Annotated in this window: 13 protein-coding genes; 4 read left to right on the top strand and 9 right to left on the bottom strand. The window is 70.1% G+C overall.

Annotation, left to right across the window (positions count from 1 at the left end):
* Window positions 1-73: 73 nt before the first annotated feature.
* From ACFY2Q_RS02500 to purD, 3 genes are all read left to right on the top strand, one after another.
* The gene (locus ACFY2Q_RS02500) at window positions 74-1,363 is read left to right on the top strand and encodes an adenylosuccinate synthase (protein ID WP_387126809.1); all 1,290 of its coding nucleotides are present in this window, start codon (window positions 74-76) and stop codon (window positions 1,361-1,363) included.
* Between the two features lie 199 nt (window positions 1,364-1,562).
* On the top strand, window positions 1,563-2,498 hold the full coding sequence (locus ACFY2Q_RS02495; RefSeq protein WP_387126807.1) for a type IV toxin-antitoxin system AbiEi family antitoxin domain-containing protein: 936 nt from the start codon (window positions 1,563-1,565) through the stop codon (window positions 2,496-2,498).
* A 101-nt stretch (window positions 2,499-2,599) separates the two neighbouring features.
* Entirely contained in the window at window positions 2,600-3,850 is a 1,251-nt protein-coding gene (gene purD / locus ACFY2Q_RS02490) for a phosphoribosylamine--glycine ligase (protein WP_387126805.1), read from the top strand.
* Between the two features lie 43 nt (window positions 3,851-3,893).
* On the opposite strand, the gene ACFY2Q_RS02485 is transcribed toward purD, so the two are convergent.
* The 6 genes from ACFY2Q_RS02485 to ACFY2Q_RS02460 form a co-directional block, all read right to left on the bottom strand.
* A complete protein-coding gene (locus ACFY2Q_RS02485) occupies window positions 3,894-5,456 on the bottom strand; it encodes an AMP-binding protein (RefSeq protein WP_387126803.1) in 1,563 nt (520 codons plus the stop codon).
* Between the two features lie 287 nt (window positions 5,457-5,743).
* Window positions 5,744-6,445, bottom strand: coding sequence for a JmjC domain-containing protein (locus ACFY2Q_RS02480; RefSeq protein WP_387126801.1), 702 nt, complete (start codon window positions 6,443-6,445; stop codon window positions 5,744-5,746).
* 215 nt (window positions 6,446-6,660) lie between these two features.
* Entirely contained in the window at window positions 6,661-7,884 is a 1,224-nt protein-coding gene (locus tag ACFY2Q_RS02475) for a hypothetical protein (protein WP_387126798.1), read from the bottom strand.
* Window positions 7,885-8,026: 142 nt separating this feature from the next.
* Entirely contained in the window at window positions 8,027-8,209 is a 183-nt protein-coding gene (locus ACFY2Q_RS02470) for a hypothetical protein (RefSeq protein ID WP_387126795.1), read from the bottom strand.
* 194 nt (window positions 8,210-8,403) lie between these two features.
* Window positions 8,404-9,615 carry an acyl-CoA dehydrogenase family protein gene (locus ACFY2Q_RS02465; protein WP_387126793.1) on the bottom strand — a complete coding sequence of 404 codons (1,212 nt, stop codon included), beginning with the start codon at window positions 9,613-9,615 and terminating at the stop codon, window positions 8,404-8,406.
* Window position 9,616: 1 nt separating this feature from the next.
* Window positions 9,617-10,069, bottom strand: coding sequence for an SCP2 sterol-binding domain-containing protein (locus ACFY2Q_RS02460; protein ID WP_387126791.1), 453 nt, complete (start codon window positions 10,067-10,069; stop codon window positions 9,617-9,619).
* Window positions 10,070-10,139: 70 nt separating this feature from the next.
* Here ACFY2Q_RS02460 and ACFY2Q_RS02455 point away from each other — a divergent pair, with 70 nt between their 5' ends.
* Complete coding sequence (locus tag ACFY2Q_RS02455) at window positions 10,140-10,784, top strand: TetR/AcrR family transcriptional regulator (RefSeq protein WP_387126789.1); 645 nt, start codon at window positions 10,140-10,142, stop codon at window positions 10,782-10,784.
* A gap of 41 nt (window positions 10,785-10,825) precedes the next feature.
* Here ACFY2Q_RS02455 and ACFY2Q_RS02450 read toward each other — a convergent pair whose 3' ends face one another.
* The 3 genes from ACFY2Q_RS02450 to ACFY2Q_RS02440 all read right to left on the bottom strand — a co-directional run bounded on the left by ACFY2Q_RS02450 (window position 10,826) and on the right by ACFY2Q_RS02440 (window position 13,812).
* Window positions 10,826-11,440, bottom strand: coding sequence for a DedA family protein (locus tag ACFY2Q_RS02450; protein ID WP_387126787.1), 615 nt, complete (start codon window positions 11,438-11,440; stop codon window positions 10,826-10,828).
* 153 nt (window positions 11,441-11,593) lie between these two features.
* Window positions 11,594-12,856, bottom strand: coding sequence for an adenylosuccinate synthetase (locus ACFY2Q_RS02445; protein WP_387126785.1), 1,263 nt, complete (start codon window positions 12,854-12,856; stop codon window positions 11,594-11,596).
* Window positions 12,853-13,812, bottom strand: coding sequence for a hypothetical protein (locus tag ACFY2Q_RS02440; RefSeq protein WP_387126783.1), 960 nt, complete (start codon window positions 13,810-13,812; stop codon window positions 12,853-12,855). Before ACFY2Q_RS02440 ends, ACFY2Q_RS02445 begins: the two co-directional genes overlap by 4 nt.
* Window positions 13,813-13,817: the final 5 nt, after the last annotated feature.

Raw genomic sequence — 13,817 nt, 5'->3', positions numbered from 1 at the left:
ACTTGTTAACCTGACACCCCGGGCTCGCCAACCGGTCGCCACCTGGCACCCGAGCCTTCTGGAGGCGGAAAAGATGCCAGCGATCGTGCTCCTCGGCGCTCAGTGGGGCGACGAGGGCAAGGGCAAGGTTACCGACCTGCTCGGTGAGCGGGTCGACTACGTCGTGCGCTACTCCGGTGGCAACAACGCGGGCCACACGGTGATCACCCCGGACGGCCAGAAGTACGCGTTGCACCTGATGCCGTCCGGTGCGCTCTCGCCGAGCGCGATGATCGTCATCGGCAACGGTGTGGTGGTCGACCCCAAGGTGCTGCTCGCCGAGATCGACGGCCTGGCCGAGCGTGGCGTCGACGTCTCCCGACTGCGGATCTCCGGTGACGCGCACCTGATCATGCCGCACCACCGGGCGCTGGACCGGGTCATCGAGCGCTACCTCGGCTCGTCCCGGATCGGCACCACCGGGCGGGGCATCGGCCCGGCGTACGGCGACAAGGTCGCCCGGATCGGCATCCGGCTCCAGGACCTGCTCGACCCGGGCATCCTGCGCAAGAAGCTGGAACTCGCCCTGCGCGAGAAGAACCAGATCCTGTTCAAGGTCTACAACCGCAAGGCGATCGACCTTGAGGCGACAGTCGAGGAGTACCTGGAGTACGCGGAGCGGCTCAAGCCGTACATCGCGGAGACCCGGGCGATGCTCTGGGACGCCCTGGACCGGGGCGAGACGGTGCTGCTGGAGGGCGCGCAGGCCACCATGCTCGACATGGACCACGGCACGTACCCCTTCGTGACCTCGTCCAACCCGACCGCCGGTGGCGCCTGCGTGGGCGCTGGCATCCCGCCGACCGCGATCAACAAGGTGATCGCGGTGAGCAAGGCGTACACGACCCGGGTCGGTGCCGGGCCGTTCCCGACCGAGCTGTTCGACGCCAACGGAGCGCACCTGCGCAAGATCGGCGCGGAGTACGGCACGACCACTGGGCGGGAGCGCCGGTGCGGGTGGTTCGACGCTGTCGTGGCCCGGTATGCGTGCCGCCTCAACGGCGTCACCGACCTGGTCATCACCAAGCTGGACGTGCTCACCGGGCTGCCCAAGGTGCCGATCTGCGTCGGCTACGAGATCAACGGCGTCCGGGTCGACGACATGCCGATGAGCCAGACGGACTTCCACCACGCCACCCCGGTGTATGAGGAGCTGGACGGGTGGTGGGAGGACATCACCAAGGCCCGCACCGCCGAAGACCTCCCGGAGAACGCCCGCCGCTACATCGCCCGCGTAGAGGAACTCTGCAACACCAGAGTCAGCGTCGTAGGCGTAGGCCCAGGCCGAGAAGAAAACGTAGTAATCCACCCCCTCCTCCCCTAACCCCGCTCCCGCCCTGCCCCCGGGGTGCCCTCCCGTCCCGCCCCCGGTTGCCCCGGTGATCAAGAAGTTTGCGTCAGATTCGGGTGAAGTCCTGACGGAAATGTCTTGATCACCGGGATGAGGGCGAGGTTTTCCACAGGGGTGGGTTGGTTGTCCACAGGGCCTTATGGGGGTCCTGGGGGATGGGCAGGGTGTGGTGGTGGGACCTCACCAGCTTCTCCGCGACCTTGCAGCCCGCCAGGACGGGATGATCACTCTGGCGCAGGCGCTGCGTGTCGGCCTGACCAGGGATCAGGTTCGACAATTGCACCGGTCCGGTAGTTGGCAGCGTCTGCTGCGTGGGTGCTTCGTTCCGGACGCGGGGCTGAGCGACTCGACACTGCGGCGGGCTCGCATTCGGGCTGCGGTGCACAGTCTTGGCCCTGGTGCCTTTGCTGTGCTCGATACCGCTCTCGAACTGCGCGGTATCGCGGGTTTGCGCCGAAGCCCGCAGGTGCACGTCTCGGTGCCGGTTGATCGGCCCCGGCCTCAACGCGCTCTGGCGCCATGGCTGATCGTCCATCAGCTGACCCTCGGTCCTGGCGACGTCGACGAGGTCGCGGGTGTTCGCACGACCTCTGCGCTTCGTGCCGTCGCCGACGTCATCCTTCGAGTCGATCGCTATCCGGCCGTTTCGGTCCTCGACTCGGCGTTGAACCTGAACCACCTCACCCCAGCGCAACTCGCTCTGATCCCGGGCCTGATTCAGGGACGGCGCGGGGCGGTCGCAGCGCGGTCCCACATTGCCGAGGCCGACGGTCGGGCCCAGTCACCGCTGGAAACTCGCACCCGGTTGCGCTGCGTCGATGGCAGGGTGCCTCCGGACGCTCTCCAGTTAGAGGTACGCGACGACGACGGGTATCTGCTCGGCATTGGTGATCTGGGTTGGCGTGGTCCGAGGGTGATCGCGGAAGCGGACGGGCGCGATGCCCACGGCACGCCAGAGGCGGCGTACGCCGATCGCCGTCGCCAGAACCGCCTGGTCAACGCCGGCTGGACCATCCTCCGCTTCACCTGGCGGGACACCCTGGCGCCGGATTACATCCCGCACACCGTCCGCCAAGCGATAAGCGCGAACCGGCACCAGCCCCGGTGATCAAGAGGTTTGCGTCAAAATCCAGCCGCGCGCTGACGCAAATCTCTTGATCACCGGCCTTCAACGGGAGGGGCAGGGTGGGGGCAGTAGGATCTCGGGTTGTGCGGGTTCTCTTGGTGGGTGGTGGCGGGCGGGAGCATGCGCTTGCGCTTGGGTTGGCTGGCGATGCGGCTGTTTCCGCGCTGATTGCGGCACCGGGTAATCCCGGGATCGCCTCGGTTGCCGAGTTGCGGTCCGTGAACGCGTCCGATCCGGCAGCCGTGGCGGCGCTGGCCGTGGAGACTGCCGCTGACCTGGTGGTGATCGGGCCGGAGGCGCCGTTGGTCGCCGGGGTCGCCGACGCCGTACGGGCCAAGGGCATCGCCGTGTTCGGCCCGTCGGGTGAGGCTGCCCAGCTCGAAGGGTCGAAGGCGTTCGCCAAGGACGTGATGACCGCCGCTGGAGTGCCTACCGCGCGGGCGTACGTCTGCACGGACGAGGAGAGCACCGCACGCGCGCTCGACGAGTTCGGCGCACCGTACGTGGTGAAGGACAACGGGCTCGCCGCCGGCAAGGGCGTGGTGGTCACCGACGATCGGGCCGCCGCGTTGGCGCATGCCGCCGAGTGTGGCCGTGTGGTGGTCGAGGAGTTCCTCGACGGCCCGGAGGTCAGCCTTTTCGTGGTCACCGACGGTGAGGCGGCGCTGCCGCTGCTGCCCGCACAGGACTTCAAGCGGATCGGTGACGGCGACACCGGCCCGAACACCGGTGGCATGGGTGCGTACGCGCCGCTGCCCTGGACCCCGCCAAGCCTGGTGGACGACGTCATGCGCGACGTGGTTCACCCGACCCTGGCCGAGATGCGCCGTCGGGGCACTCCGTTCTCCGGTCTGCTCTACGTGGGGCTGGCGATGACCGCTGCCGGCCCTCGTGTGATCGAGTTCAACGCCCGCTTCGGCGACCCGGAGACCCAGGTGGTGCTCGCACTGCTGGAGACCCCGCTGGGCGGGCTGTTGCACGCGGCGGCCACCGGCACCCTGGCCCAGCACCCGCCGTTGCGCTGGCGGGACGGCGCGGCCGTGACAGTGGTGCTCGCCGCGCAGGGCTATCCGGCCGCGCCGCGTACCGGCGACGTGATCACCGGCGCGGACCGTCCGGGCATCATCCACGCCGGCACCGCCCGCCGGGCCAGCGACGGCGCGTTGCTGTCCGCCGGGGGCCGGGTGCTCTGCGGTACGGCCACCGGCCCCGACCTGGCCGCCGCGCGGGAAGCCGCGTACGCGCTTGTGGGCACCGTGGAGTTGGCCGGCTCGCAGCACCGCACCGACATCGCCGCCGCGGCGGTCGACGGCCGGATCACGATCCCCGGCTGACCCCGGCCGGATCACCGAGCGTGGGCGGCGGGCGGTTCGACCCTCAGCTGACGTAGCGGCGCAGCTCCCGCGTGAGCACCTTGCCTGTGGCGTTGCGGGGCAGGTACTTCACGTAGACCACGTCCCGGGGTACGGAGAAGCGGGCCAGGTAGTGCCGGACATATTCGCGGATTGCGTCGGGGTCGAGCGTCTCGCCGGGGTGCAGGGCGAGGAACGCGGCCAGTCGTTGGCCGTAGTCGGGGTCGGGCACCCCGATCACCGCCGCCTCGCGTACCTGCGGCAGTCGGGCGAGTAGGTCCTCCACCTCGGACGGGAAGACGTTCTCGCCACCAGAGACGATCATGTCGTCGGCTCGGCCGTCGACGAAGAGCAGCCCGTCGACGCTGAGCCGGCCGAGGTCGCCGGTGTCGAGCAGGCCGCCCCGGCTCTCCCGGCTGGCACCGGAGGTGTAGCCCTCGAAGAGCATCTCGTTGCCGACGAAGATCCGGCCGACGTGCCCGTTCGGCACGGGCTGGCCGTCGTCGTCGAGGATCTGCACGCGGGTGCCGTACGGCGGTCGGCCGGCCGAGGTGGGGGCGTGGCGTAGGTCCTGCGGGCCGGCGATGGACGCCCAGGAGACCTCGGTGGAGCCGTACAGGTTGTACATGACGTCGCCGTAGACGTCCATGAACTTCGGCGCCAGCCCGCCCGGCAGCGCCGACCCGCTGACCGCGACGGCCTTGAGCTTGGGGCGCGGGTCTGGTGGGGGCACCTCCAGCAGTCGCTGGATCATCACGGGTACGGCGAACAGGGCGTCACACCTGTGCGCCGTCAGGGCGGCGAGCGTGGCGGTCGGGTCGAAGCGGCGGTGCAGCACGATTGTGGCGCGCAGCGCGAAGCTCAACTGGAGAGCGGCGAAACCCCAGGTATGGAAGATCGGTGCGGCGATCATCACGCGGTCCCGGACGTGCAGCGGGATGCGGTCGATTATGGACACCAGCGGGCCGAACCCGTTCGGTGTGCGCCGGCGGGCGCCCTTGGGCGCGCCTGTGGTGCCGGAGGTGAGCACGATGATCCGGCCGTCGCGCTCCGGTGGCCGCAACTCGCCCGGCAGCGCCCCGGCCACCAGTTCTTCGCGGGCGCGTTCGTCGAGGCGGTGCAGTTCGGCGGGGAGCGCGAGGACCCGCTCGGCGAACTCGTCGTCGTGCACCAGCAGTCGTAGCTGCTGTTCCTCGGCGACGGTGCCCAACTGGGACGCGGACAGCCCGGTGTTGACGAGGACCGCGTCGGCGCCGAGCAGGGTGGCCGCCACGATCGTCTCGATGAACCCGTGGTGGTTGCGGCAGAGCAGACCGATCCGGTCGCCTGCCTGTACGCCGAGTCCGGCCCGCATCGACCGGGCCATTCGTTCGGCCCGGTCGAGGAGGTCCTTATAGGTCAGCTCGACGCCGTCCTCGTCGATGATCGCCGGACGGCCGGGGTCCCGTGCCGCTGCCTGGCGTAGTTCACCGGCGAGACTCCACCCCCAGGTGCGTAACGCGCTGAGCTGCGAGGCGATCCGGAGCGGCCGGCCGGGGGTGAGCAGGCCGCGACGCGTCAGCGTGGCAGCGACGAACGGCAAGTCCATGCCGCAGACCTCCTTGGGGTCGGCGCGGACAGGGCGGCGTTGCTTCCCGTCCGTCGGGGCGTCTCGCCTGATGATGCACCCGGCGTGGCGCCAAGCCCAGCCGGCGGCGGCGTGCGGTGACGAAGACGGCACGCATCGTGGACCGCAGGTTGCCCGGTAGGAGTACCTCGCCCGCCTTTGGGCCCGGCCCTAGCCGGAACGGGCCGGACCAGGAGGCGTTTCGCTCCACTTGACGACGGCCAGTCGCCCGCCTCAGGGATCAGCACGATTCTGTCACCCCTCACCCCTCACGCCTCGCCCAGGCAGGGGGGCGTCGGCGGCTGGTGGCGTAGCGCGAGGGCCGCCGCGCGGGCGGCGTCGAGCAACTCCTGCGGGGTCAGCTCGGCCAGTCGGGTGCGCTGATGCTCCAGCAGCCGGGCTGCCGCGTCGAGCAGCCCGTTCTCCTCGACTGGGCGGGGAGGCAGCTCCAGCTCTGCCGCGAGGTACCGCTGCAGGACCGCGCCCAGGTGGGCGACACCGATGTCCCGTACGGTCAGCGACAGGTGGGCGCTTGTGGACCCGTCGGCCGCCACCGCGCTGTGTGCCGCGCCCCGGGGCAGGTAGAGCACCTCTCCCGGCGCTAGCCTGGTCTGCAGCACGACCTGCCCGGGTTGCTCGGCTCGGCCGCGGTCCCACCGTCCGTCCGTCGGCGTGGAGTGGATCGTCCACTCCTTCTGCCCTTGCACCTGGACCACGAACACGTCGGCGTCGTCCCGGTGCGGCGGGAGAGCCTGACGCTCGGCAGGTGTGAGGAAGAAGAACGCCTCGACGGGGCGCCCCAGGTCGGTCCCCAGCTCGTACGCCAGCGTCGCGGTGGCAGCGTGCCAGTGCTCGATGTTGCGCAGCAGTACGCTCGCGCCCTCGGCCACCCGCCGGGAGACCTTTTCCGGGTCCACATAGTCGGGCAGGTACCGATCGGCGACCATGCGGGGTGTCACAATTCCGTCCACCGGGCTTTCACCCGCCCCGAGGACCGCGACGTAGGGGGCTCGGAGCAGGCCCCCGGCGAGTGACCGCTCCAGGTCCCGCACGGTAAAGACTCCCACCGGGGGCTGTGCCGGGCGCAGGACCCTCGGGACCCGTCGCCACGACTCCGCGAAGAATGCCGGGACGTCTCCGACCAGATCGCGGAGGACCGCACTGTCATCCATTGTGGCCATATCCGTCACACACTCGCCATCTGCTCGGTGAGAACCGAGGGGGTGGGGTCGACAGCCCGGGAGAGGGCGAGGTACTCGCGGGCTTGTCCGACGTCGCCGAGCTGCCGGAATGCCCAGCCGAGATAGAAGGCGGCGGACGCGACCGGAAGCCCTCCCTGCGGGAGGATCTGCTCCCAGGCGCGGATGGCGCCGATGAGGTCGTCGGCGGCGACGAGCGCCTTGGCATGCGCTTCCCATACCCGATGGTCGTACGGGCTGATGGCGGTCAGTGTGCTCGTGGCCTCCAGCGCCTCGCCGATCCGGCCCTGGCCGAGCAGGGTCTTGGCGCGGGTTTCGTACATCGGAAAGGCGTGGTCCTTCCACGAGAGAAGCTCCAGCGGCCCGGTCGCCGGCTCAGCTCGCTCCAGGGCGGCAGCGGCTCGGTCGAGGAGCTCCATCGTCTGTGGCATCTCTCCGCGTAAGTACGGCTCGTAGGCGACGGCCCGATAGAACGTGTGCTCGGTGAGGTGGCGATCCATCCCGACCAGGGTCACCTCCGTCATCGCCCGTCGTCCGAGCTCGATGGCCCGGTGCAGGGCTGGAACATCGGCCCCTCGCTTGCCGTTGGCGACGACGACGTAGTTGGCGAGTCGGACCCGGGTCTCGGGTGGGACGGCTGGGTCGGACGCGGCCCGCAACGCCCACTCTTCGAGCAGCGGGTACGCACCAGGGTGCAGCCGTACCAGGGCGGCCAGTTCGGCGCGGGCCGTCTCGGGGTTGACGGGGTGATCGGCGATCCGTGCGTCGAGGAGGCCGAGGATCTCACCGGCCCGCCGTGGGTACCCCAGGCGCAGCATGAGGTCACTCGCCACGCAGCGCTCCTGAGCCGTCAGCGAGCCGGGGGCTCGACAGGCCTCGTCCACCATCCACCACAGCTCGCTGGCGAGGTCCACAGGCATCGCTGCGAATTCGCTGCTCGTGGCGTCGACCCGGTCCCAGCTTGCCGCGTCGAGGATTCGTCGTTCCGGTTGTGGGAAGGTGTTGAAGGCAGGGACCAAATGCGCTGCCCCATCGACCAGGTGGCGGGCGATACCGTAGGTAATCAGCCCGAGGTTTGTGGAGCGGGTGACCGGCGCGCCCAGACCGACGTAGACAGGGCAGGCGGCCGGCCGGCCGGCGGTGGTGAGCGATATCAGCCGCTCGGTCAGCGCCTGCGCGCCGGGCATCGTTTGGTATTTCGGCAGTTCCATCGTCGTGGGATTTCCTTCGGCATCGCCGGATCGCGGCCAGCGCCGTTGTCGGATCAGTCGCGGGGGCGGTAGCCGCAGGCCCGACCGGGCCGAACGAGACCAGGACCCGCAGTGGGCGGGCCTGCGGCGACCGCGTCGATCATCAGATGTAGAACGGCTCGCCGTGCATGTCCCGGTCCCACGCCATCTGCTGGGTAGCGTCTTCGTGCGACTGTGTCGCGGCGACCGCGGGGGCGACGATCGCGCCACCGAGCGCAGCCGCAGCGACCACACCGAGGGCGATCCGCTTGGCCTGAAGCTTCTTGACGGATTCGGACTGTTCCATTTCAACTCCTTCTAGATTCGGCAGTCGATCGAAGCGTTGTCGACTTGTTTACCGCTAGAAGATGATTGCTGTGGAAAGAGCAGAAGGACGCCATTCTTCACGTCTTATTGACACAGAACCGCGCTTTCCTGACGGAAACTTGACGGGATCGATGGCAATGAGGCGACGCCAGGGAGAGCGGGAGTCTGCCGGGCTCAAATCCGGTTGCCGGAGATGGCCCGGGAGATGACCAGTCGTTGGATCTCGGAGGTGCCCTCGAAGATGGTGTAGATCTTGGCGTCCCGGTACCAGCGCTCCACGGGGTGGTCGCGTACGAAGCCGGCCCCGCCGAGCAGTTGTACGGCCTTGTCGGTGACGGACACCGCCACCTCGCCGGCCTTGAGCTTGGACATCGAACCCTCGCCCGCCGTGAACGGGCGGTTGTTGCGGCCCATCCAGGAGGCGCGCCAAACCAGCAGCCGCGCTGCGTCGATCTCCATCCGCATGTCGGCGAGCGCGAACGCGACAGCCTGGTTCTCGATGATCGGGCGGCCGAACTGGACCCGTTCCTTTGCGTAGTCCAGGGCGTACTCGTAGGCGGCCCGCGCCACGCCGAGCGCCTGCGCGCCCACCGTGGGTCGGGACAGTTCGAAGGTGCGCATCGCGGCCTGCCCGGTGGCCCGCTGTCCGGAGCGGGCCCGGTCGAGGCGTTCCAGCAGCGCGTCCCGGCCGCCGAGCAGGCACCTCCCGGGCACCCGTACGTCGTCGAGGAAGACGTCGGCGGTGTGCGACGCGCGGAGGCCGAGTTTGCGCAGCTTGCGGGTGGCGGCGAGGCCTGGGGTGCCGGGCGGTACGACGAACGCGGCCTGGCCGCGGGAGCCGAGGGTGGGGTCGACCGAGGCGGTGACCACGTGCACGCCGGCGATCCCGCCGTTGGTGGCGTACGCCTTCTGCCCGTTCAGCACCCACTCGTCGGTGGCCTCGTCGTAGACGGCCCGGGTGCGCATCGCGCTGACGTCCGAGCCGGCTTCCGGTTCGGTGGTGCAGAACGCGGCGACGGCCGGCGAGTCGACGTCGCCGAAGCACTGCGGCACCCATTCGACGAGCTGGTCGGGGGTGCCGGCGCCGTAGATGGCGGCGACGGCGAGCGAGGTGCCGAAGATGCTCAGCCCGATGCCGGCGTCACCCCAGAAGAGTTCCTCGCTGGCGATGGGCAGGGAGAGCCCGGCGGGATCGGCCCAGCAGGTGGCGAGGAACTCGAAGCCGTAGAGGCCGACCTTGGCGGCCTCCTGGATCACCGGCCAGGGGGTCTCCTCGCGCTCGTCCCACTCGGCGGCGGCCGGGCGCACGACCTCGGCGGCGAAGCCGTGCACCCAGTCCCGCAGGTCCCGCTGTTCCTCGTTCAGGTCGAGCGAGAACTCAGCCATGTCAGGCCTTGGGGATGTCGAACAGGTTGGCGATGTTGGCAGCGAGGCCGAGGTCGCCCTTGGCCTTCAGCTTGCCGGTCATGAACATCATCACGGGGTTGGCGCCACCGGAGACGATCTTCAGGAACTCCACCGGACCCATGGTCAGGCTGAGCTTCGGGTCGTGCTGCGGGGTCTCGTTGACCTGGCACTTGCCGTCGGCGATGACCACCTCGTAGGTGTCGCTGCCGCCGTCCGGGCGACCGGTGACGACCCAGTGGATGACCGCGTTTGTGGTGCCGGCCCGGTCGGCGCGGAACAGCGACGGCATCCGGCCGAACACCTCGCCGAGCACCTTGCCACGCAGGTCTCCGGACATCACCTGAGCGATCTTGTCGTCCGGGGTGGACTTGACCAGCTGGGCGAACTCCTTGGGGCCGACGTTGGCGAAGCTGGCCGGGTCGAAGTCAGTCATGAGATGCGCCTTCCGGAGGAGATTTGCCTACTGGTGCGTAACCCTACGCACGAGTAGGTATGCTCGCAAGGTGTCCACGCCTCCCGCCTTCAAGCGCCTGCCGCGCGCCGTCCGTGAGCAGCAGATGCTCGATGCGGCGGTGAAGGTTTTCTCCAAACGTGGCTTTCACGCGGCCAGCATGGACGAGATTGCGGAGGACGCCGGCATCTCCAAGCCGATGGTCTACGCGTACCTCGGGACGAAGGAGGAGCTCTTCGTCGCCTGCCTGCACCGCGAGGGCACCCGCATGATGCAGGCCATCGCCGGGGCGGCCGCCCCCGATCTGCCGGCTGACGTTCGGCTCTGGCGCGGCCTGAAGGCGTTCTTCGGCTTCGTCGGCGCGCACCGCGACGGCTGGGCGGTGCTCTACCGGCAGGCTCGGGGGGAGCAGCCGTTCGCCGGTGAACTCGCCACGATGCGGGCCCAGTTGGTCGAGGTCGTCGCCGGGATGCTCGACCACGCGCTGCGTGCCGAGGGCCGTGAGGTCACCGCCGTCGACCTGGAGGTCGTCGCGTACGCGCTTGTGGGCGCCACCGAGTCGCTTGCCGACTGGCTCGCCGACCACCCGGACGCCGACCCGGAGAAGACGGCGACCCGGATGATGAACGTGGCCTGGCTCGGCGCCGGCCAACTTCTGCACGGCGTCACCTGGCATCCGCAGCAGGACCCTGCCTGACCACCGCTCGGCGGCGGCGGGACCAGAACGCGGCGACCGCGTCAGCGACGGGCTCGTTGGTGGGCGCGGCGGCGTAGCCAGCGGATCAACTCCAGCAGGAACGTGATCGCCACCGAAAGGCCGATCCCGGCGAGGACGCCCCTGATGGGGTGGCGCTCGAAGACGATTCCACCGAAGTAGCCGAGCAGCCCGCAGTACAGCGCCCAGGTGACCGCCGCGATCGTGTCGTAGAGCAGGAACGTCCGGCGGGGATACCGCACCGCGCCCATGGTCAGGGTGACCGCCGTGCGACCGCCCGGCACGTACCGGGAGGTGGTCAGGATCAGCCCGCCGCGCCGGTCCACCGCGCGTCGGGCCCACTCGGTGCTTGCCTGCCTGCGGCTGCCGTCGGGAAACCGGGCGAGCCGGTGCGCGCCACCGCCGCGCCCGATGCCGTACGAGATGTGGTCACCCGCGAGCGCACCGAGGGCAGCGCTGATGATCACCAGGGCCAGGTTGGGGTGACCGCCGTCGGCGGCGAGCACCGCTGCGGTGATCACCGCCGCCTCGGCCGGCACGGCGGGGAAGAACGCGTCGACCGCGGTGAGCCCGAAGATCAGCAGGTGCACCCAGGGTGAGGTGACGAGCTGTCGGAGCAGGTCGAGCGCGGAATCCATGCCCCCATGCTCGCCGGGTACGACCCGCCCGGTGGCCGAAGCCGAGGGATAACCCCCCGCCTCTCCCCGCGCCGATCTTGCACTTTCTGCCCGAACCAACCCCCACAGAAGCCGCAGAACAGCGACCGAAAGTGCAAGATCGACGGGGTGGGGTCAGGCCGTGCGAGCCAGGGCCGGTGGGGTGAGCAACTGCCCGTGTGGGGTCTTGTCTTCGGAAGTTGGGCCTTGGGAGGTCAGGACCACAGGTGCGTCCAGTTCCCTGCTTACCGCCTCTGGCCAGTCCCTTGGCGGGTTGTCGTAGATCGGGCGGGAGCGCAGTAGGCGGGCGGTTAGCGCGGCCTGCCGGTCCAGGTCGCCGGGCGGGCCGGGGGTGAGGCGGTCGGTGGTGTCGTAGCGGCGGCAGATCCGCAGGTCGGGGCCGGCCAGGTCTAGGTGGGTCAGGGCCACGCCGTCGACGCCGCCGGCCGCGGCGAGGGCGTACCGGTGGGCGACCGCGTCGAAGTGGCCGAACCGGAAGCCGCCCTGCCACTGGTTCGTGGCGTTGTGCCGGTCGGTGAACGGCAGTGCCGGGTCCTCGGTCACCAGCGGGCCGGCCCCGTGTCGGGTGGTGACCACGCGGAGCACCCCGATCCGGGTCACGTCGCCGGGCAGGCCCGCCTCGGCGAGCAGGCCGTCGACGTTCGCGAACGTGGTGGTGCTCCACGTCGTGTACGGGTGGAAGCCGTGCCACTCGTCGAGCAGCACCCCCTGCGCGCCCTCGAAGACGCACGTCCCGGAGCGCAGCGCCCCGGCGAGCCAACTGCCGTCGACGATGGCGACCCGCCCGGCGAACCCGGTGAACGCGGGCAGGCAGTCCTCGACCGGCGGCGCGTCCAGCGGGCCGAGTTCGGCGGTCAGCCGGTCCCGCAGGGCGGTCAGCCGTCGGCGCAGCTCCTCCGGCCGGTGGCAGTCGGCGACCCGTGGCGCGTCGTCGGGGTGGGCGAGCCCGTACGCGACGGCCTCGCCCACCCCCAGCCCGCAGGAGCCGTGCCGGTCGGCTCCCCGGGCGATCTCCCGGGCTCGGTTGGCGGCCCGGTGGTACGGGGTGGCGAGCAGCGCCTCCCCGTCCACTGTCAGCCGGTCGAGCGCGTCGGGCACTCCGACCGTGGCGAGATGATCGGCCTCGGCGGCAAGCGCCAGCGGGTCCACCACCACGTGCCGCGACAGGTGCGTACGGACACCGGGGTGGAACGTGCCGGCGCCGAACTGCGCGAACGTGTGGTGCCGCCCGTCGGGCAGCACGACGTTGTGCGCCGCCTGCGCGCCCCCGTTGAAACGGACAACGGTGTGCACTCCACGGGTGGCGCAGAGCCAGTCCACCACCGTGCCCTTGCCGGCGTCGCCATAGCCGAGGTCGACCACCGCCACGTGCCTCACAGTCGGGTCACCCCGCCGGTGGTGTCGTGGAAGGCCGGCAGGGTCGACACCTCGGCGCGCCGCCCACGGTTGAGCCGGGCCAGCGCCTTCGACACGGTGCCGGTGGCGGCGGAGCCGGCGCGGTCCAGGTCGCGCAGGCCCTCGTCCAGGTCGATGGCCTGCTCGCCGAGGCCGATGGTGAGCGCGATGGTCTCGCAGACCGCGTCGAGGTCGTCGAGGACCACTGCGTTCTGCCCGAGCAGGTCTCGCCAGAAGTCCAGCACCTTGGCGTTGCCGGCGTAGTGGCTGCCGGCGGGGAGCAGGAAGTAGGTGTCCCAGCGGCGGGTCACCTCGTCGAAGATCTGCCGCAGTGGCACGTCCTCGGTCAGGTCGTCGCCCATCAGGCGGGCCACCTCCCGTGCCTTCACCTGCGGGTACGCCAGCTCGTCGCCGATGATGAACAGGTAGCCGCGCCGGCCGCGCTTCTCCCAGTTGTCGGTGGCGGTGTGCCGGGCCATGAAGTACATGGCCAGCTCGTACGACTCGGTCATCTGCCCGCCGCCACCGCCTTCGAGGACGATCCGGCCGAGGTCGTCGTCCATCCGGTTGTCCGACTCGAACTGGCCGACCTGCAACGGCACCCGGTCGCAGGTGGCGTCGCCGATCGCGCCGAACATGATCTGCGGGTCGCTTGCGTAGCCCTGCCGTTGCAGCAGCCCGAGCAGCTGCGGCAGCTTGGTCTGAAGGACACGCGGCACCTTGCGCATCGAGCCTGTCACGTCGAAGAGCACGGCGACGGGCGTCGAGCGGGGGTGCTCGTCGGAGTCGCGGCTCTCTCGCATCGCCTCCCGGGGGTCGAGCGTGGGGTGCACGGTGCGCGCCCCGCTGTCGCTGTAGGAGAAGGCGCTCTTGCCTGTGGACCGGCGGTAGCGGTCGGCGGCGTCGTACACGTCTGTGGACCAGGTTCCACTGCCCATGACAG

The sequence above is a fragment of the Micromonospora sp. NPDC000316 genome, from assembly GCF_042898885.1.
Classification (GTDB): Bacteria; Actinomycetota; Actinomycetes; order Mycobacteriales; family Micromonosporaceae; genus Micromonospora.
Note: the sequence above shows the minus strand (reverse complement) of the source record. Positions and strands in the feature narration are given on the sequence as shown.

Excerpts from the sequence above, each read along its gene's own strand:
- ACFY2Q_RS02500 (WP_387126809.1), top strand. The coding sequence starts at position 74 with ATGCCAGCGATCGTGCTCCTCGGCGCTCAGTGGGGCGACGAGGGCAAG.
- ACFY2Q_RS02485 (WP_387126803.1), bottom strand. The coding sequence starts at position 5,456 with ATGGACTTGCCGTTCGTCGCTGCCACGCTGACGCGTCGCGGCCTGCTC.
- ACFY2Q_RS02475 (WP_387126798.1), bottom strand. The coding sequence starts at position 7,884 with ATGGAACTGCCGAAATACCAAACGATGCCCGGCGCGCAGGCGCTGACC.
- ACFY2Q_RS02470 (WP_387126795.1), bottom strand. The coding sequence starts at position 8,209 with ATGGAACAGTCCGAATCCGTCAAGAAGCTTCAGGCCAAGCGGATCGCC.
- ACFY2Q_RS02465 (WP_387126793.1), bottom strand. The coding sequence starts at position 9,615 with ATGGCTGAGTTCTCGCTCGACCTGAACGAGGAACAGCGGGACCTGCGG.
- ACFY2Q_RS02460 (WP_387126791.1), bottom strand. The coding sequence starts at position 10,069 with ATGACTGACTTCGACCCGGCCAGCTTCGCCAACGTCGGCCCCAAGGAG.
- ACFY2Q_RS02450 (WP_387126787.1), bottom strand. The coding sequence starts at position 11,440 with ATGGATTCCGCGCTCGACCTGCTCCGACAGCTCGTCACCTCACCCTGG.
- ACFY2Q_RS02440 (WP_387126783.1), bottom strand. The coding sequence starts at position 13,812 with ATGGGCAGTGGAACCTGGTCCACAGACGTGTACGACGCCGCCGACCGC.